At 62.4% G+C, this 23676-nt stretch carries 27 protein-coding genes and 1 pseudogene; 18 read left to right on the top strand and 10 right to left on the bottom strand.

Translation table 11 applies throughout. From position 1 onward, the window contains the following. The first annotated feature begins 3 nt into the window (after nt 1-3). From fghA to rpoS, 7 genes are all read left to right on the top strand, one after another. Nucleotides 4-858 carry an S-formylglutathione hydrolase gene (gene fghA / locus LU684_RS27795; RefSeq protein WP_023048355.1) on the top strand — a complete coding sequence of 285 codons (855 nt, stop codon included), beginning with the start codon at nt 4-6 and terminating at the stop codon, nt 856-858. A gap of 176 nt (nt 859-1034) precedes the next feature. After that, nucleotides 1035-1508 (top strand): 2-C-methyl-D-erythritol 2,4-cyclodiphosphate synthase, encoded by a 474-nt coding sequence (gene ispF / locus LU684_RS27790; protein WP_016485229.1) that lies wholly within the window; start codon nt 1035-1037, stop codon nt 1506-1508. Continuing rightward, nucleotides 1505-2563, top strand: a complete 1059-nt coding sequence (gene truD, locus LU684_RS27785) for a tRNA pseudouridine(13) synthase TruD (RefSeq protein ID WP_016485230.1) — start codon at nt 1505-1507, stop codon at nt 2561-2563. Before ispF ends, truD begins: the two co-directional genes overlap by 4 nt. Further along, entirely contained in the window at nt 2551-3300 is a 750-nt protein-coding gene (gene surE, locus LU684_RS27780) for a 5'/3'-nucleotidase SurE (RefSeq protein WP_016485231.1), read from the top strand. The genes truD and surE overlap by 13 nt, the downstream gene beginning before the upstream one ends. 35 nt (nt 3301-3335) lie before the next feature. Continuing rightward, the gene (locus LU684_RS27775) at nt 3336-3974 is read left to right on the top strand and encodes a protein-L-isoaspartate(D-aspartate) O-methyltransferase (RefSeq protein ID WP_015269209.1); all 639 of its coding nucleotides are present in this window, start codon (nt 3336-3338) and stop codon (nt 3972-3974) included. Between the two features lie 239 nt (nt 3975-4213). Next, on the top strand, nt 4214-5071 hold the full coding sequence (locus tag LU684_RS27770) for a peptidoglycan DD-metalloendopeptidase family protein (RefSeq protein ID WP_060519608.1): 858 nt from the start codon (nt 4214-4216) through the stop codon (nt 5069-5071). Between the two features lie 108 nt (nt 5072-5179). Next, complete coding sequence (rpoS, locus tag LU684_RS27765) at nt 5180-6187, top strand: RNA polymerase sigma factor RpoS (RefSeq protein ID WP_003252351.1); 1008 nt, start codon at nt 5180-5182, stop codon at nt 6185-6187. A gap of 582 nt (nt 6188-6769) precedes the next feature. Here the strand turns inward: rpoS and fdxA are convergent. Both fdxA and mutS read right to left on the bottom strand, forming a co-directional pair. Further along, the gene (gene fdxA, locus LU684_RS27760) at nt 6770-7093 is read right to left on the bottom strand and encodes a ferredoxin FdxA (RefSeq protein ID WP_016485233.1); all 324 of its coding nucleotides are present in this window, start codon (nt 7091-7093) and stop codon (nt 6770-6772) included. 140 nt (nt 7094-7233) lie between these two features. Next, entirely contained in the window at nt 7234-9807 is a 2574-nt protein-coding gene (mutS, locus tag LU684_RS27755; protein ID WP_060519606.1) for a DNA mismatch repair protein MutS, read from the bottom strand. Between the two features lie 187 nt (nt 9808-9994). Between mutS and LU684_RS30620 the strand changes: the two are divergent. The 4 genes and pseudogenes from LU684_RS30620 to recX all read left to right on the top strand — a co-directional run bounded on the left by LU684_RS30620 (nt 9995) and on the right by recX (nt 12789). Beyond that, nucleotides 9995-10590, top strand: a pseudogene (locus LU684_RS30620) (hypothetical protein). A 54-nt stretch (nt 10591-10644) separates the two neighbouring features. Beyond that, on the top strand, nt 10645-11127 hold the full coding sequence (locus LU684_RS27740) for a CinA family protein (RefSeq protein ID WP_016485236.1): 483 nt from the start codon (nt 10645-10647) through the stop codon (nt 11125-11127). A gap of 103 nt (nt 11128-11230) precedes the next feature. Then, nucleotides 11231-12298 carry a recombinase RecA gene (gene recA, locus LU684_RS27735; protein WP_016485237.1) on the top strand — a complete coding sequence of 356 codons (1068 nt, stop codon included), beginning with the start codon at nt 11231-11233 and terminating at the stop codon, nt 12296-12298. Between the two features lie 20 nt (nt 12299-12318). Further along, nucleotides 12319-12789 (top strand): recombination regulator RecX, encoded by a 471-nt coding sequence (gene recX, locus LU684_RS27730; protein ID WP_016485238.1) that lies wholly within the window; start codon nt 12319-12321, stop codon nt 12787-12789. Between the two features lie 294 nt (nt 12790-13083). Here the strand turns inward: recX and LU684_RS27725 are convergent, their stop codons facing one another. Then, on the bottom strand, nt 13084-14202 hold the full coding sequence (locus LU684_RS27725; protein ID WP_023047668.1) for an LOG family protein: 1119 nt from the start codon (nt 14200-14202) through the stop codon (nt 13084-13086). Between the two features lie 160 nt (nt 14203-14362). Here LU684_RS27725 and LU684_RS27720 point away from each other — a divergent pair, with 160 nt between their 5' ends. Beyond that, nucleotides 14363-14572 carry a hypothetical protein gene (locus tag LU684_RS27720; RefSeq protein WP_016485240.1) on the top strand — a complete coding sequence of 70 codons (210 nt, stop codon included), beginning with the start codon at nt 14363-14365 and terminating at the stop codon, nt 14570-14572. Between the two features lie 15 nt (nt 14573-14587). On the opposite strand, the gene LU684_RS27715 is transcribed toward LU684_RS27720, so the two are convergent. Beyond that, nucleotides 14588-15007 carry a quorum-sensing-regulated virulence factor family protein gene (locus tag LU684_RS27715; protein WP_016485241.1) on the bottom strand — a complete coding sequence of 140 codons (420 nt, stop codon included), beginning with the start codon at nt 15005-15007 and terminating at the stop codon, nt 14588-14590. A 260-nt stretch (nt 15008-15267) separates the two neighbouring features. Here LU684_RS27715 and LU684_RS27710 point away from each other — a divergent pair, with 260 nt between their 5' ends. The 3 genes from LU684_RS27710 (at nt 15268) to LU684_RS27700 (ending at nt 17246) form a co-directional block, all read left to right on the top strand. Then, complete coding sequence (locus tag LU684_RS27710) at nt 15268-15978, top strand: tRNA-uridine aminocarboxypropyltransferase (protein WP_060519603.1); 711 nt, start codon at nt 15268-15270, stop codon at nt 15976-15978. A 178-nt stretch (nt 15979-16156) separates the two neighbouring features. After that, the gene (gene erdR, locus LU684_RS27705; protein WP_016485243.1) at nt 16157-16807 is read left to right on the top strand and encodes a response regulator transcription factor ErdR; all 651 of its coding nucleotides are present in this window, start codon (nt 16157-16159) and stop codon (nt 16805-16807) included. A gap of 73 nt (nt 16808-16880) precedes the next feature. Beyond that, nucleotides 16881-17246 carry a diacylglycerol kinase gene (locus tag LU684_RS27700; protein WP_016485244.1) on the top strand — a complete coding sequence of 122 codons (366 nt, stop codon included), beginning with the start codon at nt 16881-16883 and terminating at the stop codon, nt 17244-17246. On the opposite strand, the gene finR is transcribed toward LU684_RS27700, so the two are convergent. Further along, entirely contained in the window at nt 17243-18169 is a 927-nt protein-coding gene (finR, locus tag LU684_RS27695) for a LysR family transcriptional regulator FinR (RefSeq protein ID WP_016485245.1), read from the bottom strand. The two genes, LU684_RS27700 and finR, sit on opposite strands and share 4 nt — an antisense overlap. A gap of 118 nt (nt 18170-18287) precedes the next feature. On the opposite strand from finR, the gene fpr reads away from it, so the two are divergent. Continuing rightward, on the top strand, nt 18288-19067 hold the full coding sequence (gene fpr, locus LU684_RS27690; RefSeq protein WP_012270923.1) for a ferredoxin-NADP reductase: 780 nt from the start codon (nt 18288-18290) through the stop codon (nt 19065-19067). A gap of 125 nt (nt 19068-19192) precedes the next feature. Here the strand turns inward: fpr and LU684_RS27685 are convergent, their stop codons facing one another. Both LU684_RS27685 and LU684_RS27680 read right to left on the bottom strand, forming a co-directional pair. Next, nucleotides 19193-19687: a SprT family zinc-dependent metalloprotease gene (locus tag LU684_RS27685; protein WP_232895257.1), complete on the bottom strand. Its 495-nt coding sequence runs from the start codon at nt 19685-19687 to the stop codon at nt 19193-19195. Nucleotides 19688-19818: 131 nt separating this feature from the next. Beyond that, nucleotides 19819-20418: a Yip1 family protein gene (locus LU684_RS27680; RefSeq protein WP_012270925.1), complete on the bottom strand. Its 600-nt coding sequence runs from the start codon at nt 20416-20418 to the stop codon at nt 19819-19821. 262 nt (nt 20419-20680) lie between these two features. On the opposite strand from LU684_RS27680, the gene ttcA reads away from it, so the two are divergent. Then, nucleotides 20681-21505: a tRNA 2-thiocytidine(32) synthetase TtcA gene (gene ttcA / locus LU684_RS27675; protein ID WP_016485247.1), complete on the top strand. Its 825-nt coding sequence runs from the start codon at nt 20681-20683 to the stop codon at nt 21503-21505. 4 nt (nt 21506-21509) lie between these two features. Next, nucleotides 21510-22181, top strand: a complete 672-nt coding sequence (locus LU684_RS27670; protein WP_016485248.1) for a DNA-3-methyladenine glycosylase I — start codon at nt 21510-21512, stop codon at nt 22179-22181. Between the two features lie 102 nt (nt 22182-22283). Here LU684_RS27670 and LU684_RS27665 read toward each other — a convergent pair whose 3' ends face one another. The 3 genes from LU684_RS27665 to arsC are packed head-to-tail and all read right to left on the bottom strand — an operon-like array spanning nt 22284 to nt 23645. Beyond that, nucleotides 22284-22697, bottom strand: coding sequence for a DUF2069 domain-containing protein (locus tag LU684_RS27665; protein ID WP_016485249.1), 414 nt, complete (start codon nt 22695-22697; stop codon nt 22284-22286). Continuing rightward, nucleotides 22690-23295, bottom strand: a complete 606-nt coding sequence (wrbA, locus tag LU684_RS27660) for an NAD(P)H:quinone oxidoreductase (RefSeq protein ID WP_060519595.1) — start codon at nt 23293-23295, stop codon at nt 22690-22692. Before wrbA ends, LU684_RS27665 begins: the two co-directional genes overlap by 8 nt. Further along, nucleotides 23292-23645, bottom strand: a complete 354-nt coding sequence (gene arsC, locus LU684_RS27655) for an arsenate reductase (glutaredoxin) (protein ID WP_060519594.1) — start codon at nt 23643-23645, stop codon at nt 23292-23294. Before arsC ends, wrbA begins: the two co-directional genes overlap by 4 nt. Nucleotides 23646-23676: the final 31 nt, after the last annotated feature.

Genomic DNA, 23676 nt, shown 5'->3' with positions numbered 1-23676 from the left:
GCCATGAGCCTGGATAACATCTCCTGCCAGAAGAGCTTTGGCGGCTGGCACAAGCGTTACCGGCATCACTCCAAGGTGCTGGGTTGCGACATGGTGTTCGCCGTGTACTTGCCGCCGCAGGCCGAGCAGGGCGAGAAGCTGCCGGTGCTGTACTGGCTTAGCGGCCTCACCTGCACCGACGAGAACTTCATGCAGAAGGCCGGCGCCCAGCGCATGGCAGCTGAGCTTGGGCTGATCATCGTGGCCCCCGACACCAGCCCGCGTGGCGAACAGGTGCCGGGCGACCCGGATGGCGCCTGGGACTTCGGCCTGGGGGCCGGCTTCTACCTCAACGCCACCCAGCAACCCTGGGCCCAGCATTACCGCATGCATGACTATGTGGTGGAGGAGTTGCCGGCGCTGATCGAGGCGCACTTCCCGGCTTCGGGCGAGCGCAGCATCAGCGGCCACTCAATGGGTGGGCATGGCGCGCTGGTGTGCGCCTTGCGCAACCCGGGGCGCTACCGCTCGGTGTCGGCGTTCTCGCCCATCAGCAACCCGATGGATTGCCCCTGGGGCGAGAAGGCTTTCAGCCGCTACCTGGGTGAAGACCGAGCGCGCTGGCGCGAGTGGGATGCCAGCATCCTGCTGGCTGAAACACCGGCCGGCGAATGCCCGCCCTTGCTGGTTGACCAGGGCGACCGTGACGACTTCCTCGAGAAGCAGCTCAAGCCTGAAGCGCTGGAGCAGGCCGCGCGAAAAGGGGGCCATGAAATGACCCTGCGTTTGCAGCCGGGCTATGACCACAGCTACTACTTCATTGCCAGCTTCATCGAAGATCACCTGCGCCATCATGCGGTGGCACTGGGGCGGGTGTAAGGCGTAGCTGGGGTGTTTGCGCCATCGCCGGCAAGCCAGCGCCCACAGGTACTGTGCATGGCTCCAGGGCCATGGGGGCGAGGTGGGCACTGGCTTGCCGGCGATGGGCTGCGAAGCAGCCCCAATGCTGCAAAAGCAGGTAGAATCACGCCCTGACTCATTCAGGGCGTTTTTCTATGCGTATTGGCCATGGCTACGATGTGCACCGTTTCTGCGACGGTGATTTCATTACCCTGGGCGGGGTGCGTATCCCCCACAAATACGGCCTGCTGGCCCATTCCGACGGCGACGTGCTGCTGCACGCCCTGAGCGATGCCTTGCTGGGCGCTGCGGCGCTGGGCGACATCGGCAAGCACTTCCCCGACACCGACCCACAATTCAAGGGCGCCGACAGCCGCGTGCTGCTGCGCCATGTGGTCGGCATCGTCAAGGCCAAGGGCTGGAAGGTCGGCAATGTCGACGCCACCATCGTCGCCCAGGCGCCGAAGATGGCCCCGCACATCGAGACCATGCGCCAGCTGATCGCCGAAGACCTGCAGGTTGAACGCGACCAGGTCAACGTCAAGGCCACCACCACTGAAAAGCTGGGCTTCACTGGCCGTGAGGAGGGGATTGCCGTGCATTCGGTCGCCCTGCTGCTGCCAGCATGACCGAGCAGGAACTGCTGGGCCCGCGCGCATCGGGCGAACCCTTGGGCACCGCCGTCCTCAAGGCAGTGGCTGAAGACTTTCAGGTTGACGAAGTGCTGGACATTCCGCTGTCCGGCCAGGGTGAGCACCTGTGGCTGTGGGTCGAAAAGCGCGACTTGAACACTGAAGAGGCCGCCCGCCGCCTGGCGCGCGCCGCAGGCGTGCCGGCGCGCGCTATCAGCTACGCCGGGCTCAAGGACCGTCAGGCCCTGACCCGTCAGTGGTTCAGCCTGCACCTGCCGGGCAAGGCCGACCCGGACCTGTCGCGTGCTGAAGATGCCAGCCTGCGCGTGCTCAAGCAGGTGCGCCACCAACGCAAGCTGCAGCGCGGCGCGCATTCGGCCAACGGCTTCACCCTGCGCCTGACAGCCCTTGCTGCTGACCACCAGGCTGTGGATGCCCGCCTGGCACAGCTCAAGCAGCACGGTGTGCCCAACTATTTCGGCACCCAGCGTTTCGGCCACGGCGGGGGCAACGTCCATGATGCCCTCGACTGGGCCGCGCGCAAGGCGTTGCCCGAGCAGCGTAACGTGCGTTCGCGGTTGCTTTCGGCCGGGCGCAGCTACCTGTTCAATCAGGTGCTGGCTGCACGTGTCGCCGAAGGTAGCTGGGCGCAGGCCCAGGTCGGCGACTTGCTGGCGTTCACCGACAGCCGTAGCTTCTTCCCGGCCGGTGAGGCGGAATGCGCCGACCCACGCCTGGCGATTCTCGACCTGCATCCGACCGGCCCGATGTGGGGCGAGGGCAGTTCGCCCGCAGGCGGCGCCACCGCGCAGCTGGAAAATGCCGTGGGCGAGCGGCAACAGGCACTTTGTCATTGGTTGGCCCAGGCGGGCATGGATCACGAACGGCGTATTTTGCGGCTCCCTATTGGCGGCCTGACATGGCATTATCCCGAGCCTGATATCCTGCAACTGGAATTCGTCCTGCCGGCCGGATGCTTCGCCACCGTGGTGGTGCGCGAAGTCGTGGATCTGGTGTCGGCAGGGCAGACGGACAGCCCATGCGTATTCTGATTTCGAACGACGACGGTGTCACCGCACCCGGCATCGCCGCGCTGCACGCTGCGCTGGCGGATTACGCCGAGTGCGCGGTGATTGCCCCGGACCAAGACAAGAGCGGCGCCAGCAGTTCGCTGACGCTGGACCGGCCACTGCACCCGCAGACCCTGGCCAACGGCTTCATCAGCCTCAACGGCACACCGACCGACTGTGTGCACCTGGGGCTTAATGGGCTGTTGCCGCAGGCGCCGGACATGGTGGTGTCGGGGATCAACCTCGGTGCCAACCTGGGTGATGACGTGTTGTACTCCGGTACGGTCGCCGCAGCGTTGGAAGGCCGTTTCCTTGGTGGCACGTCGCTGGCGTTTTCGCTGTTGTCGCGCCAGCCGGACAACTTGCCGACGGCGGCCTACATCGCCCGTCGCCTGGTCGAGGCACAGTCGCGCCTGGTGCTGCCGCCACGCACCGTACTCAACGTCAATATCCCCAACCTGCCGCTGGAGCACATCCGTGGCATCCAGCTGACCCGCCTCGGTCACCGGGCGCGGGCGGCGGCACCGACCAAGGTGGTCAACCCGCGCGGCAAGGAAGGCTACTGGATCGCCGTGGCCGGTGATGCCGAAGATGGCGGCCCGGGCACCGACTTCCATGCGGTGATGCAAGGCTTTGTCTCGATCACTCCGCTGCAGCTCGACCGCACCTTCAATGATGCCTTCGAGCAGCTCGACGGTTGGCTGGAGGGCCTGCTCTGATGCGCGAGGACGATATGCTGCGGCGTGGCATCGGCATGACCTCCCAGCGTACCCGGGAGCGGCTGATCCAGCGCCTGTGCGAAGAAGGGGTGTCGAACACCAAGGTGCTCGACGTGATTCGTCGTACCCCGCGTCACCTGTTCGTCGACGAGGCACTGGCGCATCGTGCCTATGAAGACACCGCGCTGCCGATCGGCCACAACCAGACCATCTCCCAGCCATTCATGGTTGCCCACATGAGCGAGCTGCTGCTAGAGGCCGGCCCGCTGGACAAGGTGCTGGAGATCGGCACCGGCTCGGGTTACCAGACGGCGATACTGGCCCAGCTGGTGGAGCGGGTTTTCTCGGTGGAACGTATCAAGGTGCTGCAGGACCGTGCCAAGGAGCGTCTGGTGGAGCTGAACCTGCGCAATGTGGTATTCCGCTGGGGCGATGGTTGTGAAGGCTGGCCGGCGCTGGCGCCTTACAACGGCATCATCGTCACTGCGGTGGCGCCGGAAGTCCCCCAGGCACTGCTTGACCAGCTGGCGCCCGGTGGCCGCATGGTCATACCGGTAGGGCCGGCCGGCGAAACGCAGCAACTGATGCTGATCGTGCGCGAGGAGCATGGGTTCTCCCGCCGTGTGCTGGGTGCTGTGCGTTTCGTGCCGCTGCTCAATGGCCCGCTGGCCTGAGTGCAGCGTCGAGCTGGGTGCTGCGGGCATGAGCTGCACGGTATTTTTGCGCCGGTGGCGAATTCTTGTAGCTGCGCCCTGTCTATCTGGCGGAGCGAAGCGCTAGCACACAGCGCGCACCGCGGCTTTGCTACAGCCTTTTGCATCAGCCTGCCATTACCGGCTGGCTTGGTTATAATTGCAATAATATTGCATTTCTTGTCTTCATATCGTTTTTCGGCACCATGAGGGGAGCGCGGGTGGGTCACACAGTCATTCGGCAGCGCAAGGATGGGTCGGGTTTCAAGCTTCTGTTGATTGCACTGGCCATGGGCACGCTACTGGTGGGTTGTTCGAGCACCAGTAATACCAGCGCGCGGGTGGTCGACCGCAACAACACCGTGCCCAAGCGCCCGGCGGTGACGTCCGGGCAGTACATCGTCAAGCCTGGTGACACGCTGTTCTCCATCGCCTTCCGTTATGGCTGGGACTACAAGGAGCTGGCCGCACGCAATGGCATCTCGGCGCCTTATACCATTCGCCCAGGCCAGGCGATTCGTTTCAGCAGTGGTTCTAGCAGCAGTACCACGGTGGTGTCCAACCCGTCCTCGTCGAGCCGCACCACGGTCACGCGGCGGCCTGTGGGGGGCACGTCCACGTCGCCTGCCAGCACCGGCAAACCGGCCACGCCTGCCCCGTCCAGCAGTGCGCCGGTGGTTGCCACCGTGCCGGCTGCGGAGCGCGCGGTAGGCGGCTGGACCTGGCCAGCCAACGGTGTGCTGATTGGAAAATTTGCTTCAAACGGTAGTTTGAATAAAGGCATTGATATCGCCGGTGATTTGGGACAGCCTGTTTTTGCTGCGTCTGATGGTGCGGTGGTGTACGCCGGGAGTGGTTTAAGGGGCTACGGCGAGCTGATCATCATCAAACACAGCGATACCTACGTCAGTGCCTACGGCCATAACCGCAGGCTGTTGGTTCGGGAGGGGCAGCAGGTCAAGGCAGGGCAGTCGATTGCTGAAATGGGGTCTACAGGCACAGATCGGGTGAAGCTGCATTTCGAGATTCGCCGCCAGGGCAAACCCGTCGATCCACTTCAGTTCCTGCCACGCCGTTGATCGTTGTACCCGGCCTGTTCCTGTGATGTAGAGGGGACAGGCTCCAGCGCTGCCAGGGAAAAAGGTGCCGCTCGAGTCTGAGTTCGAACTCAGCAAAGGACTATAACAATGGCTCTCAGTAAAGAAGTGCCGGAGTTTGACATCGACGATGACGTCCTCCTGATGGAGACGGGTATCGTTTTGGAAACGGATGTGGTGTCAGACGAACCTGCTGTATCTTCGGTTCGGACGAGGGCCAAGTCGGGCTCTTCACTCAAGCAACACAAGTACATCGATTACAGCCGGGCGCTTGATGCCACCCAGTTGTATCTCAACGAGATCGGCTTCTCGCCCCTGCTTTCACCAGAAGAGGAAGTGCACTTCGCGCGCTTGTCGCAGAAGGGCGATCCTGCTGGCCGCAAGCGCATGATCGAAAGCAACCTGCGCCTGGTTGTCAAAATTGCCCGTCGTTACGTGAACCGCGGCCTGTCGCTGCTCGACCTGATCGAGGAGGGCAACCTGGGGCTTATCCGTGCGGTCGAGAAGTTCGACCCGGAGCGTGGTTTCCGTTTTTCGACCTATGCGACCTGGTGGATTCGCCAGACCATCGAACGGGCGATCATGAACCAGACCCGCACCATCCGCCTGCCGATCCACGTGGTCAAGGAACTGAACGTCTACCTGCGCGCCGCACGCGAGCTGACCCAGAAACTCGACCACGAACCCTCACCGGAAGAAATCGCCACGCTGCTGGAAAAGCCAGTCGCCGAGGTCAAGCGCATGCTGGGCCTGAACGAGCGGGTGTCTTCGGTGGACGTGTCGCTTGGCCCGGATTCGGACAAGACCCTGCTCGACACCTTGACCGACGACCGCCCCACCGACCCGTGCGAACTGTTGCAGGATGACGACCTGTCGCAGAGCATCGACCAGTGGCTGGGCGAGTTGACTGACAAGCAGAGGGAAGTGGTGGTGCGTCGCTTTGGCCTGCGTGGGCATGAAAGCAGCACCCTGGAAGATGTAGGGCTGGAGATCGGCCTGACCCGGGAACGGGTACGGCAGATCCAGGTAGAGGGGCTCAAGCGTTTGCGCGAGATCCTTGAGAAGAACGGCCTGTCCAGCGAGTCTTTGTTCCAGTAGCGAAGGCCTGTCACCCAAAACGCCCCGATGACCTCGGGGCGTTTTTGTGTGTGTCATTTGAAAATGTTGGGATACGCGATCATCCGGGCAATCACGGTCTCTTGTGGGAGCAGCCTTGTGCTGCGAATGGGCTGCAAAGCAGGCCCAAAATCTGCCGGGTAAACAGATAGCTAATGTGTACTGCGCTACCTCAGTAACATTGTGTGTAAGCCTTTTCTTACTTGTTTTGTAAGCTATCTATGCAAGCCTCAGTACATCATTGTCGCTTCCAGCCTGTGCATTTTTCCAAGCCATTGAAAAACATGACTTATTCGGCTGTGAGGAAATGTGTCCCCAGCAATACCTTGTGAGGTTTCGCGCTTGCCCGCCCGGCTCAACCCGCTAATATTCGAACTGTGCACAGGGATATGCACAGGCTTTCAGGACGAAGGCCAAGGACGTCGCAAGAAGCGATTTCATCAGGATGATGTTAGGGACAAGCAGGGACTACGGAAAAAATGTGGGCGGGTCAAACCGCCCCTTTTTTTTGCCCGTAAAAAACCAGAAAAGGCCCCGAGGGGCCTTTTCCGTGTCCGGGCGCTATCAGCGCTCCAGGTCTGCAATCTTGCCAGTCTTGCCGTCCCACTCTTCAGCGTCAGGCAGGGCTTCCTTACGCTCGGTGATGTTTGGCCAGACTTCCGCCAGCTCGGCGTTCAGCTCGATGAAGTTCTCCATCCCGGCAGGGATTTCGTCTTCCGAGAAGATGGCTTGCGCCGGGCATTCCGGTTCGCACAGTGCGCAGTCAATGCACTCGTCCGGGTGGATGACCAGGAAGTTCGGGCCTTCGTAGAAGCAGTCCACCGGACAGACTTCCACGCAGTCGGTGTATTTGCATTTGATGCAGTTGTCGGTGACGACGAAGGTCATTTCTAGTTCTCTCCTCAGGCGACGGCGGCGGCCCTTCCTCTCAGGGCCGCGCGGTTTACAGGTATGTGGCTGCAGGCCAGGCTAATAACCTGCAGCACCAGCAAACCGCGGCGGATTCTACCAGCTTGTAGTGGGCGCCGTTATAACAGGTTCTTTAGTTGATATAGCATTTCGATAGCTTGGCGCGGGGTCATGTCGTCCAGTTGCAGCTTGCCCAGCTTCTCGATGGCTGGGTGTGGCAGGCTGGCGAACAGATCGCTCTGGTGCGGCACCTGTGGCACATCCCTGGCCTTTTCGGCCGGGGCTTGTTCATGCGGCAGGCTGGTGGTTTCCAGGCGCGCCAGATGTTCCCGGGCACGCTGGATCACCACACCCGGCACACCGGCCAGTTGTGCCACGGCCAGGCCGTAGCTCTGGCTGGCAGGGCCAGGCAGTACGTGGTGCAGAAACACGATGCGTTCGTTGTGCTCGGTGGCATTCAGGTGCACGTTGGCCACCAGTGGCTCACTTTCCGGCAGCACGGTGAGCTCGAAGTAGTGAGTGGCGAACAGCGTATAGGCGCGCAGCTGAGCCAGGCGCTCGGCCGCAGCCCACGCCAGCGACAGGCCGTCGAAGGTGCTGGTGCCGCGGCCCACTTCGTCCATCAGCACCAGGCTGCGCTCGGTCGCGTTGTGCAGGATGTTGGCGGTTTCGCTCATCTCGACCATGAAGGTCGAGCGCCCGCCGGCCAGGTCGTCACTGGAACCGATGCGGGTGAAGATGCGGTCGACCAGCGACAGCTCGCAGCTGGCCGCCGGCACGAAACTGCCGATGTGCGCCAGCAGCACGATCAAGGCGGTCTGGCGCATGTAGGTGGATTTACCGCCCATGTTCGGGCCGGTGATGATCAGCATGCGCGTGCTGTTGTCCAGGCCCAGGTCGTTGGCCACGAACGGCGTGGTCAGTACCTGCTCCACGACCGGGTGACGGCCTTGCTCGATGCGCAGGCACGGCTCGTCGACGAAGCGCGGGCAGTTCAGGTCGAGGGTCAGCGCACGTTCGGCCAGGTTGCTGAGCACGTCCAGTTCGGCCAGGGCGGCAGCGCTGTCCTGCAGCGGCGCCAGGTGGCTGATCAGGGTTTCCAGCAGGGCGTCGTAGAGCATCTTCTCACGGGCCAGAGCGCGGCTCTTGGCTGACAGCGCCTTGTCCTCGAACACTTTCAGCTCGGGGGTGATGAAGCGCTCGGCGCCCTTGAGGGTCTGACGGCGGATGTAGTCGCCCGGTGCCTGCTCGGCTTGCTTGGTGGGCAGCTCGATGAAGTAGCCGTGTACACGGTTGTAGCCGACCTTGAGGTTGGCAAGGCCGGTGCGGGCCTTTTCCCGGGCTTCCAGGTCGATCAGGAACTGGCCGGCGTTCTCGCTGATCGCCAGCAGCTCGTCCAGCTCGTTGTCATAGCCGGCCTTGAGCACGCCGCCGTCGCGGATCACCGCCGGCGGGTTGTCGATGATCGCCCGCTCCAGCAGGCTGGCCAGCTCCGGGTAGGTGCCGGTAATGGCTGCCAGGCGCGCAAGGTGCGGCGCCTCCAGCTCGGTCATGGCGTTTTGCAGTTCGGGCAGGGCGCCCAATGCATCGCGCAGGCGCGCCAGGTCGCGTGGGCGGGCATTGCGCAGGCCGATTCGGGCGAGGATACGCTCGATGTCGCCAATTTCTTTCAACTGTGGCTGCAGCTTCTCGAAGCGGTAGCTGTCGAGCAGGCAGCGGATCGAGTCCTGGCGTGCTTGCAGAACCTTGAGGTCGCGCAACGGGCGGTTCAGCCACCGGCTCAGCAGGCGGCTGGCCATGGCGGTCTGGCAGCGGTCGACCACCGATTGCAGGGTGTTGTCACGCCCACCCGCCAGGTTGACGTCCAGCTCCAGGTTGCGACGGCTGGCGCCATCGAGGATGACCGTGTCGTCCAGGCGCTCATGGCGCAGGCTGCGCAGGTGCGGCAGGGCGGTGCGCTGGGTTTCCTTGGCGTAGGTCAACAGGCAGCCGGCGGCACCGATGGCCAGGGTCAGCTTGTCGCAGCCAAAGCCCTTGAGGTCCTTGGTCGCGAACTGTTGGCACAGGGCCTTGCGTGCCGAATCGCGGTCGAAATCCCATGGCGCACGGCGGCGGGCACCGGGGCGTTTTTCGGCGGGCAGGTCACGTGGCCAATCGTCCGGGATCAGCAGTTCGACAGGGTTCAGGCGCTCAAGCTCGGCCAGCAGGTTTTCCCAGCCTTTGATTTCCTGCACGCTGAAATTGCCGCTGGTGATGTCCAGCACCGCCAGGCCAAACAGGCGTTCATCACCGAGCAGCGCGGCAATCAGGTTGTCGCGGCGCTCGTCCAGCAGCGCCTCGTCGCTGACGGTGCCTGGGGTGATGATGCGTACCACCTGGCGCTCCACGGGGCCCTTGCTGGTGGCCGGATCGCCAATCTGTTCGCAGATCACCACCGATTCGCCCAGCTTGACCAGCTTGGCCAGGTAGCCTTCCAGCGAATGGAACGGAATCCCGCACATGGGGATGGACTGGCCGGCCGACTGCCCGCGCGCGGTCAGGGTGATGTCCAGCAGTTTTGCGGCCTTCTTTGCGTCTTCGTAGAAGATTTCGTAGAAGTCGCCCATGCGGTAGAACATCAGCTGGTCCGGGTGCTGGTTTTTCAGCTTCCAGTACTGCTGCATCATCGGGGTGTGTGCGGAAAGATCTGACATTCAGGGCCTTACAGCGGGTGATCTGGTTGGCGATGGTAAACCGGCAATGGTACAGGCTTTTTTGTTGCGATGCAGGCGCAGGCTTCGGGGCATGTGCGCGCAGCCTGGCGGGCAATGGTGGAGCTGTGCGGCGTTAGCCTCTAAAATGCGCGGCCCTCGACGAACGCCTGTAGCCGTGACGTGCACGATGAATGTGTCCAGCCCTGTCCCTTATGTTAAGCAACAGCTGATCTACCTCCTGTACGGCGAGCGCCGGATCTATCAGCTGGAGGCCAAACTCAGCATCCTCACCGCCGTGGCGCGCTGCAACCCGGCAGAGCTGCCGGTGATCCGTGTTGCTTACCGACCAACCACAGGCCTTTGTCGGTTGGCCGGTGGAAGTGATCACGCTGGATGAGCAGACCCTGCAGGCCTGGACCGGTGACGGTGGCTACACCCACCGGCGCAAGGCCTGCGCCATAGATGCCAAGGCTGGCCCTCAAGGTGCCGGCACATCGCCCTGTCCCTTCGTGGCTGGCGCGGCTCTCGGTAAAATGGAGCCTCAAGCGTGTGCCTCGGGAGCTGCGTGGCATCGGCCGTAAGCTGCTTTACGGCAGTGTGATGAGCGGCGACGACTACCAGCGTGCCTGCAAGGTGATCTGGTGGCGTTCGGCTATTGATGACATGCGCAAGCAAGGTGGTATCGACTGGAACCAGGATTGGCCAGCAGGGCTGCCGCGCCAGGGGCGGCGTGACGAGCGTGCGTTCAGCGAAATTGCCCGGGAGAGCCTGAAGGTTTCCTGAGCCAGGGGCCGCGGCACGGTGATAGGGTAGAGGGTAGCCTTCCAGGAGCCTGACATGGACCCGATCACCACACTTGCCACCCGCCTGGGTGAACACTTGCGTCGTTTCAACGCACAGGTGGCTACCGCCGAATCCTGCACCGGCGGTGGCATTGCCGAAGCCATCACCCGTATACCTGGCAGCTCGGCCTGGTTCGAGGTGGGCTACGTGACCTATTCCAACGCCCAGAAAACCCGCCTGCTGGGCGTGCCCCCCGCCTTGTTCGGCCAGGTTGGTGCAGTCAGCCAGGAAGTGGTCGAAGCCATGGTCCGAGGGGCCCAGGCCGCCAGCGGCGCCCGCTTTGCCGTGGCGGTAAGCGGTGTGGCCGGGCCGGATGGTGGTTCGCCAGCCAAACCGGTAGGTACCGTGTGGCTGGCTTGGGGCGATGGCAACCGCGTGTTCAGCGAGCGCCGCCAGTTCGACGGTGACCGCGAAGCCGTGCGCCGACAGACGGTGATCGCCGCGTTAGACGGCTTGTTACAGCTTGGCGCCGAGTAAATCGACGACAGGGGTTTGCGCGAGCGCCTGCCTGTGGAATAATACTGGCTACTTATACAGGTATTCCGGCCATCAGGGCCAAGTCGAACACGTGAGGATTTCAATGGACGACAACAAGAAGCGCGCCTTGGCTGCGGCCCTGGGTCAGATCGAACGCCAATTCGGCAAAGGCGCGGTCATGCGCATGGGTGATCACGAGCGCCAAGGCATTCCTGCCATTTCCACCGGCTCGCTGGGCCTGGATATTGCGCTGGGCATCGGCGGCCTGCCAAAAGGTCGTATCGTCGAGATCTATGGCCCGGAATCGTCGGGTAAGACCACACTGACGCTGTCGGTTATCGCCGAAGCCCAGAAGAACGGTGCCACCTGCGCCTTCGTCGACGCCGAACACGCCCTCGACCCTGAGTACGCCGGCAAACTGGGCGTCAACGTCGACGACCTGCTGGTCTCGCAGCCGGACACCGGTGAGCAGGCCCTGGAAATCACCGACATGCTGGTGCGCTCCAACGCCGTTGACGTGATTATCGTCGACTCCGTGGCTGCGCTGGTGCCGAAGGCCGAGATCGAAGGCGAAATGGGTGATATGCACGTGGGCCTGCAGGCTCGTCTGATGTCCCAGGCGCTGCGCAAGATCACCGGTAACATCAAGAACGCCAACTGCCTGGTCATCTTCATCAACCAGATCCGTATGAAGATCGGCGTGATGTTCGGCAGCCCGGAAACCACCACTGGTGGTAACGCCCTGAAGTTCTACGCCTCGGTGCGTCTGGACATCCGCCGTACCGGTGCGGTCAAGGAAGGCGACGAGGTGGTCGGCAGCGAAACCCGCGTCAAGATCGTCAAGAACAAGGTCTCGCCGCCGTTCCGTCAGGCCGAGTTCCAGATTCTTTACGGCAAAGGTATTTACCGTAACGGCGAGATCATCGACTTGGGCGTGTCTCAAGGCCTGGTCGAGAAGTCGGGTGCCTGGTACGCCTACCAGGGCAACAAGATCGGTCAAGGCAAAGCCAACGCTGCCAAATACCTGGCCGAGAACCCGGCTATTGGTGCCGAGATCGAGAAGCAGATCCGTGAAAAGCTGCTGAAAGCCGGTGCGGGTGCTGAAGCCAGCAAGGCTGCCGCCGCTGATGCCAGTGCTGACGATGTGGCTGACGCCGAAGCCGGTTATTGATTGCGCGGTAGATAGCCAACATGTCCGCCGTACTCGACACCCCCGTCGCCATTCGGCGGACAGCCATGGACCTGCTCGCCCGACGCGAGCACGGTCGCGTCGAGCTGACGCGCAAGTTGCGTCAGCGCGGTGCTTCGGATGAGCTGATCGAGCCTGAACTCGACCGGCTTGCCGAAGAAGGGCTGCTTTGTGAAGCCCGCTACCTCGAAAGCTTCATCAGGTACCGTTCCAGCGCTGGCTATGGCCCTTTGCGAATTCGCGAGGAGCTGGGGCAGCGGGGTCTGGCGCGTGCTGATATCGAGCAGGCGTTGCGCGAGAGCGAGGTGGATTGGCGCGAGCGCATGCGTGATGTCTGGCAGCGCAAGTTTGCCGGGCAGCGCCCACAGGATCCGCGCAGCCGCGCCCAGCAAACCCGGTTTCTGGCTTACCGGGGTTTCCCCATGGACATGATCGGCCGCCTGCTCAGCGGGCGTGAGCTCGACGATTACTGACCACTCTGATTGTTTAGTGCCTGTGAGATCGAGCGCCGCCCGCGCGGCGCATCGCGAGCTGCGCTCGCTCCTACGTTTGTTTGGGGCGAGTCATGCCTGTGACAGGCGCGCGCGACCGCCTTGTTTGTACGACACGATATCGCGCCATGCACCGAGGCGTCCGCGCACAAATCCCACAGAAATAACTGGCCCGAAACAAACGTAGGAGCGAGCGCAGCTCGCGATGCGCCGCGTGGGCGGCGCTCGGTCGCGCAGGCGATAAAACTGTCGTGGCGAACGCTTCAACGCCCCGCATCAGCTCACCTTCAACGCCTCCCTGGCTCGCTGCGTGGTATGCATGGGTTGCGGTTTGGCCCAGTTCTCCGACAAGTTGATGAAATCCACCAGCTCGCGCAGCCGGCCCTGGTCCCGGCCGGTGAAGGCAAATGACAGCCGGGTCAGGTGGTTGAAGTTGCCCACTTCATGTTCCGCACTGCTGTCCGCTTGCTGGTGAAACTTGCCACTCAGGCGCAAGTCTGCAAAGCCTTCCTGGATATCAAACAGCGCTGCTTCGCTGAGCGGGTGGTGCATGCGGATCACAAACTGGTTCTTAAGCCAGCGGCTGGAGTGGTAGTTGCTATAGAACTGGTTGATTTCCTCCACGGCCTCATCGGCACTGTGCACCAGGCGCAAGAGCTTCAGGTCGCTGGGCAGGATATAGCGGTTTTCTTCCAGTTGGCGGCCGATGAAGTCCAAACAGTCGCGCCAGAAACTGCCGCCGGGCGAGTCCAGCAGCACCACTGGCACCAAGGGGCTCTTGCCGGTCTGGATCAGCGTCAGTACTTCGAGCGCTTCATCCAGTGTGCCGAAACCGCCCGGGCATAGCACCAGGCCGTCAGCCTCTTTGACGAAGAACAGCTTGCGGATAAAAAAGAAATGGAAGGGCAGCAACTTGTCGGTGCCATCCACGGTCGGGTTGGCGTGTTGCTCGAAGGGCAAAGTGATGTTGAAACCCAGGCTGTGGTCGCTGCCAGCGCCCTCGTGAGCGGCGGCCATGATGCCGCCGCCGGCGCCGGTAATGACCATCAGGTCGGCGCGCGCCAGGGTGGCGCCCAGCTCGCGGGCCAGGGCGTACATCGGGTGCTCCAGCGGGGTGCGCGCCGAGCCGAACACGGTCACCTTGCGCCGGCCCTTGTAGCGCTGCAGCGTGCGGAATGACTGGTCCAGTTCACGCAGGGCCTGCAGGGTGATCTTGGCGCTCCAGCGGTCGCTGTCGTCATGAGCCATGCGCAGGATGGTCAGCATCATGTCGCGATACAGCGGCAGGTTGGGGCTGTCGGGGGCTACCAGTTGCAGTTGTGCGTCGATGTTGCTCAGGTCGATATTGTTGTCGCGGAAGTGGCTGAACAGCAGGTCATTCGCTTGGTAAGGCATGCAACGTCTCCTTCTGCACCAATACCTCTGACCTCAATCTAGACCCTCGGGCCGGTTCGTGCCGGGCTGTTTGGTGCAGCCGCCCGTCGGTATGTGGCCACCGGCAGCAGGGGTTTGGTTAACTGGTGAAGCGAAACGTATCGATGCAGGAGGTGGCGGTATGCATCGCTTGATCATCGAGGTGGACCGGCAGCTCTACCAGCAGCTGGAGGATGCGGCTCAGGTGCATCACTTGAGCCTTGAGGACGAGTGCTGTCGCAGGTTGGCGGGGTTGGAGTGCCAATCGCGCTACTTGCAGGCGTTATTGGCCGAGATGCGCGCCGATGCCGCCGAAGGGCATTGGCGCGCCCGCGAGGACGAGAAGGTGTAGCTTGAACAGCTGTGGTTATTTCTTCTTGTTACCGGCCACGCAGCTGGCATTGTCGAAGGCCTGGTCCATGATCGGCTGGTTGGTCTTGTACACCGTGAAGCGGTAGACCATCACCGCGCCCTTGGACATCAGGTTGCGGAAGCCGCTGTTGCGACAGACGCTGTCGCCCAGCTGGCTGCGTACCTGAGCGGGATTGGCCCGCATGCGCTCGGCGTGGCTCTCGCGTACGCTCAGGTGGTTGACCAGCGCCTTGCCTTCCACCGTGTAGCCTTGGTCGAGGATGTCCTCGTTGATGGCGCGTGGGGTACCGACGCTGCTCTCTTTGGCGACCTTCTGCAATGTCCTGTTCAGGTCGTAATCCTGCTTGGAGGCTGCCTGGGCTGCCAGTGGCAGAGCGAGTAGCAGGCTCAGGGCGGGGACGATAAGGCGCAGCATGAATCTCTCCTGGTTCGATGACTGGCGCTTTGACATGCGCAGGTCTGCAGTGTTCCATAAAACGATACTGTGGCTGCAATTGGGGCCGTGCAAAGTCCCATCGCGGGCAAGCCGGCTCCCGCAGGTGCACGGCAAGCATCGATTATAAGGCGCGCCTTGCCAGCTGCACAGCAAATGCCCCCTGTTCTGGTAAACTGGCCGCCTTGTTTTTTCCGAGCCATCCTTGTGCCCATTTCCAACCTGTCCAAAGGCCTGTCGGCATGAGCCACGCGGTAGCGCGCCTGCGCGCCGAACGCCTGGCCCGCAGCAACAAGCCCTTCATTGCCCGTGGCTCGCGTGCCGAACGCTGCCCGGATTGCCGGGTCATCGCCACCCATTGCCTGTGTGCCTGGAAGCCCAGGGTGCAGGCCGAGTCGGGCGTGTGCCTGCTGATGCACGACACCGAGCCGTTGAAACCCACCAACACCGGCTGGCTGATTGCCGACCTGATCGAAGACACCTGGGCCTTTGGCTGGCTGCGCACCTCGGTCGACGAACGCTTGCTGGCTTTGCTGGACGACCCGACCTGGCAGCCCTATATCGTCTTCCCCGGTGAGTTCGTGGCCCAGCAGCGGGTGGTCAGCGAGGTGGCGCGTGAGCCGGGCAAGCGCCCGCTGTTCATCCTGCTGGATGCCACCTGGACCGAAGCCCGCAAGATGTTCCGCAAAAGCCCGTACCTTGACCGCTTCCCGGTGTTGAGCCTGCAGGCCGAGCAGATGTCGCGCTACCGGCTGCGGCGCTCCAAGCGCGACGATCACTTCTGCACGGCAGAGGTCGCAGCCATGTGCCTGGACCTGGCCGGCGACAGCCAGGCCTCCCAGGCGCTGGATGCCTACCTGGATGTATTCAGCCTGCACTACCTGAGCGGCAAGCGGCGCCTGCCGCTGGATGATCAGGACGATACCCACCAGCGTTTGCATACCTTCCTATAGTCCAAGGGGCACAACCCCTGCTTTGGTTCATAATGACGGGGCTGGCAGCCAGGGTGGGCGAGACGGCAGAGCAATGGCTTGACCGCTCTGGACCGTGCTCGGCATCCTTGGCGCCGATTCCCCGCCGGGCGCTTCTCATACCCCCGAGTGCCTGGCATAGAACAGGATCCTTAGATCGATGGCCACTTACGAAATCCTGATTGCCGATGACCACCCGCTGTTCCGTGGCGCCCTGCGCCAGGCCGTTACCCTTGGCCTGGGCCCGGATGTGCGCCTGGTCGAAGTCGCGAGCATTGCCGAACTGGAAACCCGCCTGAGCGAAAAAGCCGACTGGGACCTGGTGCTGCTGGACTTGAACATGCCGGGTGCTTATGGTTTTTCCGGGCTGGTGCTGCTGCGCGGGCAATACCCGCAGATCCCCGTGGTGATGGTGTCGGCGCAGGAAGAGGCCGCCGTGGTGGTCAAGTCCCGCGAGTTTGGCGCCAGTGGCTTCATTCCCAAGTCCAGCACCCTGGAAGTGATCCAGGAGGCCGTGCGCAAGGTGCTCGATGGCGAGGTCTGGTGGCCGCCGCAGGCGTTCGAAAAGGTCGATGTCTCTGCCGAGGCCAAGGCCGCCAGTGAAGGCCTCGCCAGCCTCACGCCGCAGCAGTTCCGCGTACTGACGATGGTCTGCGAGGGCCTGCTGAACAAGCAGATTGCCTATGAACTGAGTGTCTCCGAAGCCACCATCAAGGCGCATGTGACTGCGATTTTCCGCAAGCTGGGCGTACGTACCCGCACCCAGGCCGCGCTGCTGCTGCAACAACTTGAATCGGTTGCCAGCAACTGACTGCGCGTGGCTTCACGCTTTTTTGACCCGTGCCGGTCTAGTCTGCTGGCCTTTCTGTTGTGAAGTGACTCACATGACATCGCCATTCAAGGGCCAGACCGGCCTGAAACGCATCTTCAACGCCGCCGGCTACTCGCTGGACGGCCTGCGCGCCGCCTTCAAGGGTGAGGCCGCATTCCGCCAGCTGGTGCTGCTCAACGTGCTGCTGATCCCGATCGCCTTCTGGTTGCCGGTCAGCCGTGCGGAGCGGGCGATCATGATCGCGGTGTGCTTGTTGGGGCTGATTGTCGAGTTGTTCAACTCCGCGGTGGAGGCGGCCATCGACCGTATCTCGCTGGAGCGCCACCCGCTGTCGAAAAACGCCAAGGACATGGGCAGCGCCGCGCAACTGGTGGCAATGACCATGGTGGCGCTGGTGTGGGGCGTGATCCTGCTTTAAGCGATCGGCGGCAGCACGATTTCATCACTGCGGGTATAGCCCGCAGTGAAGTTGCGGCACAGTTCCAGAAACTCGCGCATTGCAGAGGTCTGGTACTTCTGTTTGTGCCAGATGAAGTAGAACTGGCGCATCAGGTCCAGTTCCGGCGTTTCTACCGGTACCAGGCTGCCTCGGCGGAAGGCGTCACGCAGCGCCAGGCGCGAAATACAGCCAATGCCCAGGCCCGATTCCACCGCGCGCTTGATCGCTTCGGTGTGCTCCAGCTCCAGGCGGATGTTGAGGTTGGCGCGGTGATGGCGCATGGCCTGGTCGAAGGTCAGGCGCGTCCCGGAGCCTTGCTCACGTAAAATCCACGCCTCTTGCGACAAACTTTCGATATCGGCACGGCCCAGCTTGGCCAGCGGATGCTGCGGTGCGCAGAACACCACCAGCTCGTCCTCGACCCACGGCTGCACTTCCAGGTCCGGGTGGTTGCAGTCGCCTTCGATCAGACCCAGATCAATTTCGTAGTGCGCGACCTGTTGCACGATGTGCACAGTGTTCTGGACATGCAGTTTGACCTGGCTTTCCGGGTGGGTCTGCATGAAGCTGCCGATCAGCAGGGTGGCCAGGTAGTTGCCGATGGTCAGTGTGGCGCCGACCGCCAGCGAACCGAAGCCGGACTTGCCGTTTAGCAGGTCTTCGATTTCCTTGGCCTGGTCGAGCAGGGCCACGGCTTGTGGGAGCAGTTGATGTCCCAAGGCGTTCAGGGCCAGGCGCTTGCCGGCACGGTCGAACAACTGGCAGCTCGATTGCCGCTCCAGCTCGGTGATGGAAGTGCTGGCGGCCGACTGCGACAACGCCAGCAGGCTAGCGGCCCGAGAGACGCTTTGATGCTGTGCGACGGCGACGAAGACCTGCAGTTGACGAAGTGTGAATCGCATATCTATATAACCGATAACACATATCTTGATAATTCAGTTAACAGATATTGTCGCTGCCCCTAAACTATCGCGCAACTGCGCGTTTTGCGCGCCGCGTTTTTCTTCAGGAGCCCCATCGATGAGCAACATGAACCACGAACGTGTCCTCAGTGTGCACCACTGGAACGACACCCTGTTCAGCTTCAAGTGCACCCGCGACCCGGGGCTGCGCTTCGAGAACGGTCAGTTCGTGATGATCGGCCTTCAACAGGAAAGCGGCCGTCCGCTCATGCGTGCCTATTCCATCGCTTCGCCGAACTGGGAAGAGCACCTGGAGTTCTTCAGCATCAAGGTGCCGGATGGCCCGCTGACTTCGCAGCTGCAGCACCTGAAGGAAGGCGATGAGATCATCATCAGCAAGAAGCCTACCGGTACCCTGGTGCTGGACGACCTGAACCCGGGCAAGCACCTGTACCTGCTGAGCACCGGCACTGGCCTGGCGCCGTTCATGAGCGTGATCCAGGACCCGGAAACCTATGAGCGCTTCGAAAAAGTGATCCTGGTGCATGGTGTGCGTTACGTGAACGAAGTGGCCTACCGCGAGTTCATTACCGAGCACCTGCCGCAGAACGAGTTCTTCGGTGAGTCGGTTCGCGAAAAGCTGATCTACTACCCGACCGTGACCCGCGAGCCGTTCGAGAACCAGGGCCGTCTGACCGACCTGATGCGCAGCGGCAAGCTGTTCAGCGACATCGGTCTGCCACCGATCAATCCGCAGGACGACCGTGCGATGATCTGCGGCAGCCCGAGCATGCTCGACGAGACCAGTGAAGTGCTGGACAGCTTCGGCCTGAAAGTCTCCGCCCGCATGCGTGAGCCGGGTGACTACCTGATCGAGCGTGCCTTCGTCGAGAAGTAAGGCGCAGGCTGGTACAGGAAGGCGACCCCCGGGTCGCCTTTCTTATGCCTGAAAGTTGTGTATTGGCTGCACCGGCCCTTTCGCGGGCTTGCCCCGCGAAGAGGCCCGCACAGGCCGTGCACAATCTATTCGACGCGAGTTTCACCGCTATACACCAGAATCTCCCGGCAGCGTTTGCACAGGTACCGCCGCCCCTGGCGCACCAGCTTGTGACGCTGGGCGGTAAACGGGAAATCACCCTGTGGGCATGGGCAGCGGTAGATGTAGCGGGTTACCACACGCCGTTGCACTTCATAGTTGTGGCAACGGTTGGGTGGCAGTTCATACACCCCGCGCATGATCAATTGCCATTCTTCGCCATGGGCCTGGATGCGCTCGCCAAACAACTGGTGGGCCACCAGGTGCGCCACTTCGTGGGCAACGGTCTGGCGCAGGAAGTCGTCCTGGTTTTCCCGGTAGAGCTGCAGGTTGAAGCGCAGCAGGTTCTCGTGCAGGTGGGCGACGCCGGCTTTTTGCCCGCGCAGCTTGAAGCTGACTTCCGGGCGCGAGAAGGGGCGTTTGAAAAAGGTTTCGGCTTGCTGGTAACAGGTTTCGACGCGTTGTCTGAGCAGCTCGGGCATGGTGGGGCGGTTCTCCTGACCGGGCATTATGCCGCAAGCACTGGCGGGCTGCCGAGCCACCGGTCAGCGCACAGCCAGGGGCCGCCTTGCGGCGGCCCCTGGTTGATGCCCCAGTGTTGGTTGAGTCTGTTCTAGTTGGTGTAGACGGGCCCCACGCCCAGTCCCCAGATGATGACCGTGGCAGCCATGATCGCCACCAGCACCACAAGGCCCACCGCCAGCACGGAGCTGGAGAACAGGAAGCCTTCGTCGGACGGTATGTTCATGAACGTCGGCAGGCCGACATACAGCAGGTACACCGTGTAGCAGATGGCGGCAGTGCCGATCAGCATCCCCAGCCACAGGTGCGGGTACAGCGCCGCCAGGCCACCGATGAACAGCGGTGTGGCGGTGTAGGTGGCAAAGGCGATGCACTGCGCCATGGACGGGTTGGCATCGTAGGTGCGGGCCATCCAGTGGATGAACGCGCCCATTACCGCCACCCCGGCGAGCATGGCCAGGTACGACATGATGCTCATCCAGATGGCACTTTCCATGGTCAGCATCACAGCCGGCCGGTCACCGATGACCCAGCCCACCTGGGTAGTGCCGATGAAGGCCGAAATGGCAGGGATGGCTGCCAGGATCAGGGTGTGCGTCAGGTACATGTGGCTGATGGTTTCTTCTTCGCCACGAATTTCCCGCCATTCCTGATCGGGATGGGTAAACAGCCCCACAACGTGATGAATCATGCCGATCACTCCTCTCAATGTTGCCAAACGCCCCCCAAATGGAGCGCAAGCGGCCCGAGGCCCGAACACCGATGCAAGCGGTAATGTGGCCTTATGTCGCAGTATAGGAAGCGGTTACCGGCACGAACCGTGCTTTTTAGAGCAAATTGCGCTGTCAGTGGGGCTGTTGATTACATCGAAGTCTTTATCGGAATGCCTACAGCGATGCTGCGTTTGTGCGTAAAATAGCCGGCTTTTGTCACACCTCGCGGATCCAAGCGCTATGGGCACCCTCTCGGTCAACCAGAACAAACTGCAAAAACGCCTGCGTCGTCTCGCCGGCGAAGCCATCACCGACTTCAACATGATCGAGGATGGCGACAAGGTCATGGTCTGCCTGTCCGGCGGCAAGGACAGCTACACCATGCTCGACGTTCTGTTGCACCTGCAGAAGGTGGCACCGATCACGTTCGAGATCGTCGCGGTGAACATGGACCAGAAACAGCCGGGCTTTCCAGAGCACGTGCTGCCGGCTTACCTCAAAGAGCTGGGCGTCGAATACCACATCGTCGAGAAAGACACCTATTCGGTGGTCAAGGAACTGGTGCCCGAGGGCAAGACCACGTGCTCGCTGTGCTCGCGCCTGCGCCGTGGCACCTTGTATACCTTTGCCGACGAAATCGGCGCAACCAAGATGGCGCTGGGGCACCACCGCGACGACATCGTCGAAACCTTCTTCCTCAACATGTTCTTCAATGGCGCGCTCAAGGGCATGCCGCCGAAGCTGCGCGCCGACGATGGCCGCAACGTGGTGATCCGCCCGCTGGCCTACTGCAGCGAGAAGGACATCCAGGCCTACTCGGACATGAAGCAATTCCCGATCATCCCGTGCAACCTGTGCGGCTCGCAGGAAAACCTGCAGCGCCAGGTGGTCAAGGACATGCTGGTGGAGTGGGAGCGCAAGCACCCGGGCCGTACCGAAAGCATCTTCCGTGCCCTGCAGAACGTGGCGCCGTCGCAACTGGCCGACCGCAACCTGTTCGACTTCACCAGCCTGAAAATCGACGAGAACGCCACGCCGCGTTTCCTCGACGTGCTGAACATCTGAGCCGATGCGTGACTATCAGTGGTTGCATGAGTACTGCCTGAACCGCTTTGGCTCGGCCCAGGCGCTGGAGGCCTTTCTGCCGCAGCCGCGCACGTCGGCGCAGCTGCGCGGCATCAGCGACGACCGCTACCTGTCGACCTTGGCGCTGCGCGTGTTCCGCGCCGGGCTCAAGCACAGCCTGGTGGATGCCAAGTGGCCAGTGTTCGAGCAGGTGTTTTTCGGTTTCGACCCGGAGAAGGTGGTGCTGATGGGCGCCGAGCACCTGGAGCGGCTGATGCAAGACGAGCGCATCATTCGCCACCTGGGCAAGCTCAAGAGCGTGCCGCGCAATGCGCAGATGATCCTCGACGTGACGAAGGAGAAGGGCAGCTTTGGCGCCTTCATCGCCGACTGGCCGGTGACCGACATTGTCGGCTTGTGGAAGTACCTGGCCAAGCACGGCAACCAGCTGGGTGGGCTGTCGGCGCCGCGTTTCCTGCGTATGGTTGGCAAGGACACCTTTATCCCCACCGATGACATGGCGGCGGCGTTGATTGCACAGAAGGTGATCGACAAGCAGCCGACCAGTCAACGCGACCTGGCCTTGGTGCAACAGGCGTTCAACCAGTGGCATGCAGAGAGTGGGCGGCCGCTGTGCCAGTTGTCGGTGATGCTGGCGCATACCGTCAACCATTGAGATTTCTGTTGGCCTTTTCGCGGGCATGCCCGCTCCCACAGGTCCAGCGCAGGCCTCAAGTGTGCCGCGATCCCTGTGGGAGCGGGCGAGCCCGCGAAAAATTCAACTCCCTTCGCCCGCCATGCGCCGCTCATGCTGGAACTTCCAGCGCACATACAGCAGCCCAGCAATGAACAACCCCAGGCTCAGCAACACTTCAAGCCAGCCAAAAATCGCCCGCGCCGGGTCAAATGCCGCCAGCACGCCCTTGATGAAATAGATATTCACCACGAAACAGGCCCAGGCATGTGCCCGGGCGCTGCCTGTCAGCATGCCCGGCAACAGCAGCAGTAGCGGCACCAGCTCGATCGCCAGAATCACCCCGACCCGTGCCCCATGCAGGTTGGCAAACCACAGGTTGTTCACCACCAGCAGGGCGATGAGGCCGAAGAAGAACGCCAGGCTCAAGGCCCGTGTCAGGCGCAGGCGCGGTGCCAGCCATTCCAGCGGCGGCAACACCTTGGGCTTTTTAGCCACGCGCGGCCTCCAGGGCTTTGGCTGTGGTGGCCAGGCGTTGGCCCAAGGCACGACACAGGGCGGTCTCGTGCTGGTCAAGTTCGCGTTTGCCATCTGCACCTGCATGGTGGCTGGCGCCGTAAGGCGTGCCGCCGCCGCGGGTTTCCAGCAAGGCCGACTCGCTGTACGGCAGGCCCATCACCAGCATGCCGTGGTGCATCAATGGCAGCATCATCGACAGCAGGGTAGTTTCCTGGCCGCCGTGCAGGCTGGCGGTAGAGGTGAACACACCCGCCGGCTTGCCGACCAGTTCACCACCCAGCCACAGGCTGCTGGTGCCATCCAGGAAGTACTTCAGCGGCGCCGCCATGTTGCCGAAGCGGGTCGGGCTGCCCAGTACCAGGCCGGCGCAGTGGCGCAGGTCGTCCAGGGTGGCGTACAGCGCCCCGCTGGCCGGGATGTCCGGGGCCACCGCTTCACATTCGGTAGAAATAGCGGGCACTGTGCGCAGGCGAGCCTCCATGCCGGCCAGTTCGATGCCGCGGGCAATATGCCGGGCCATTTCACTGGTCGACCCATGGCGGCTGTAATACAGCACCAGGATGTAGGGGGCGCTCACGGCAGGATCTCCAGCACTTTTTCCGGTGGGCGGCCTACCACAGCCTTGTCGCCGGCAACCAGAATCGGCCGTTCGATCAGTTTGGGGTGCTGGGCCATGGCCTCGATCAGCTGCGCGTCGGTCATTGCCGGGTCGGCCAGGTTCAGCGCTTTGTATTCGTCCTCGCCAGTACGCAGCAATTGGCGTGGGGCGATGCCCAGCTTGTCGAGCAGTGCCTTGAGGGTGGCCACGTCGGGCGGGGTTTCCAGATAGCGCACGATGGTCGGTGCCAGCCCGCGGGCTTCGAGCAGTTCCAGCGCGCCGCGGGATTTCGAGCAGCGCGGGTTATGATAAAGCGTGAGGTCAGTCATGTCGGGTCGCATCCAGCTGGGTGTGGCGGCT

It is taken from the genome of Pseudomonas sp. NMI542_15 (genome assembly GCF_021283425.1).
Lineage (GTDB): Bacteria > Pseudomonadota > Gammaproteobacteria > Pseudomonadales > Pseudomonadaceae > Aquipseudomonas > Aquipseudomonas fortuita.
Note: the sequence above shows the minus strand (reverse complement) of the source record. Positions and strands in the feature narration are given on the sequence as shown.

Excerpts from the sequence above, each read along its gene's own strand:
- fghA (WP_023048355.1), top strand. The coding sequence starts at position 4 with ATGAGCCTGGATAACATCTCCTGCCAGAAGAGCTTTGGCGGCTGGCAC.
- ispF (WP_016485229.1), top strand. The coding sequence starts at position 1,035 with ATGCGTATTGGCCATGGCTACGATGTGCACCGTTTCTGCGACGGTGAT.
- truD (WP_016485230.1), top strand. The coding sequence starts at position 1,505 with ATGACCGAGCAGGAACTGCTGGGCCCGCGCGCATCGGGCGAACCCTTG.
- surE (WP_016485231.1), top strand. The coding sequence starts at position 2,551 with ATGCGTATTCTGATTTCGAACGACGACGGTGTCACCGCACCCGGCATC.
- LU684_RS27775 (WP_015269209.1), top strand. The coding sequence starts at position 3,336 with ATGACCTCCCAGCGTACCCGGGAGCGGCTGATCCAGCGCCTGTGCGAA.
- rpoS (WP_003252351.1), top strand. The coding sequence starts at position 5,180 with ATGGCTCTCAGTAAAGAAGTGCCGGAGTTTGACATCGACGATGACGTC.
- fdxA (WP_016485233.1), bottom strand. The coding sequence starts at position 7,093 with ATGACCTTCGTCGTCACCGACAACTGCATCAAATGCAAATACACCGAC.
- mutS (WP_060519606.1), bottom strand. The coding sequence starts at position 9,807 with ATGTCAGATCTTTCCGCACACACCCCGATGATGCAGCAGTACTGGAAG.
- LU684_RS27740 (WP_016485236.1), top strand. The coding sequence starts at position 10,645 with ATGGACCCGATCACCACACTTGCCACCCGCCTGGGTGAACACTTGCGT.
- recA (WP_016485237.1), top strand. The coding sequence starts at position 11,231 with ATGGACGACAACAAGAAGCGCGCCTTGGCTGCGGCCCTGGGTCAGATC.
- recX (WP_016485238.1), top strand. The coding sequence starts at position 12,319 with ATGTCCGCCGTACTCGACACCCCCGTCGCCATTCGGCGGACAGCCATG.
- LU684_RS27725 (WP_023047668.1), bottom strand. The coding sequence starts at position 14,202 with ATGCCTTACCAAGCGAATGACCTGCTGTTCAGCCACTTCCGCGACAAC.
- LU684_RS27720 (WP_016485240.1), top strand. The coding sequence starts at position 14,363 with ATGCATCGCTTGATCATCGAGGTGGACCGGCAGCTCTACCAGCAGCTG.
- LU684_RS27715 (WP_016485241.1), bottom strand. The coding sequence starts at position 15,007 with ATGCTGCGCCTTATCGTCCCCGCCCTGAGCCTGCTACTCGCTCTGCCA.
- LU684_RS27710 (WP_060519603.1), top strand. The coding sequence starts at position 15,268 with ATGAGCCACGCGGTAGCGCGCCTGCGCGCCGAACGCCTGGCCCGCAGC.
- erdR (WP_016485243.1), top strand. The coding sequence starts at position 16,157 with ATGGCCACTTACGAAATCCTGATTGCCGATGACCACCCGCTGTTCCGT.
- LU684_RS27700 (WP_016485244.1), top strand. The coding sequence starts at position 16,881 with ATGACATCGCCATTCAAGGGCCAGACCGGCCTGAAACGCATCTTCAAC.
- finR (WP_016485245.1), bottom strand. The coding sequence starts at position 18,169 with ATGCGATTCACACTTCGTCAACTGCAGGTCTTCGTCGCCGTCGCACAG.
- fpr (WP_012270923.1), top strand. The coding sequence starts at position 18,288 with ATGAGCAACATGAACCACGAACGTGTCCTCAGTGTGCACCACTGGAAC.
- LU684_RS27685 (WP_232895257.1), bottom strand. The coding sequence starts at position 19,687 with ATGCCCGAGCTGCTCAGACAACGCGTCGAAACCTGTTACCAGCAAGCC.
- LU684_RS27680 (WP_012270925.1), bottom strand. The coding sequence starts at position 20,418 with ATGATTCATCACGTTGTGGGGCTGTTTACCCATCCCGATCAGGAATGG.
- ttcA (WP_016485247.1), top strand. The coding sequence starts at position 20,681 with ATGGGCACCCTCTCGGTCAACCAGAACAAACTGCAAAAACGCCTGCGT.
- LU684_RS27670 (WP_016485248.1), top strand. The coding sequence starts at position 21,510 with ATGCGTGACTATCAGTGGTTGCATGAGTACTGCCTGAACCGCTTTGGC.
- arsC (WP_060519594.1), bottom strand. The coding sequence starts at position 23,645 with ATGACTGACCTCACGCTTTATCATAACCCGCGCTGCTCGAAATCCCGC.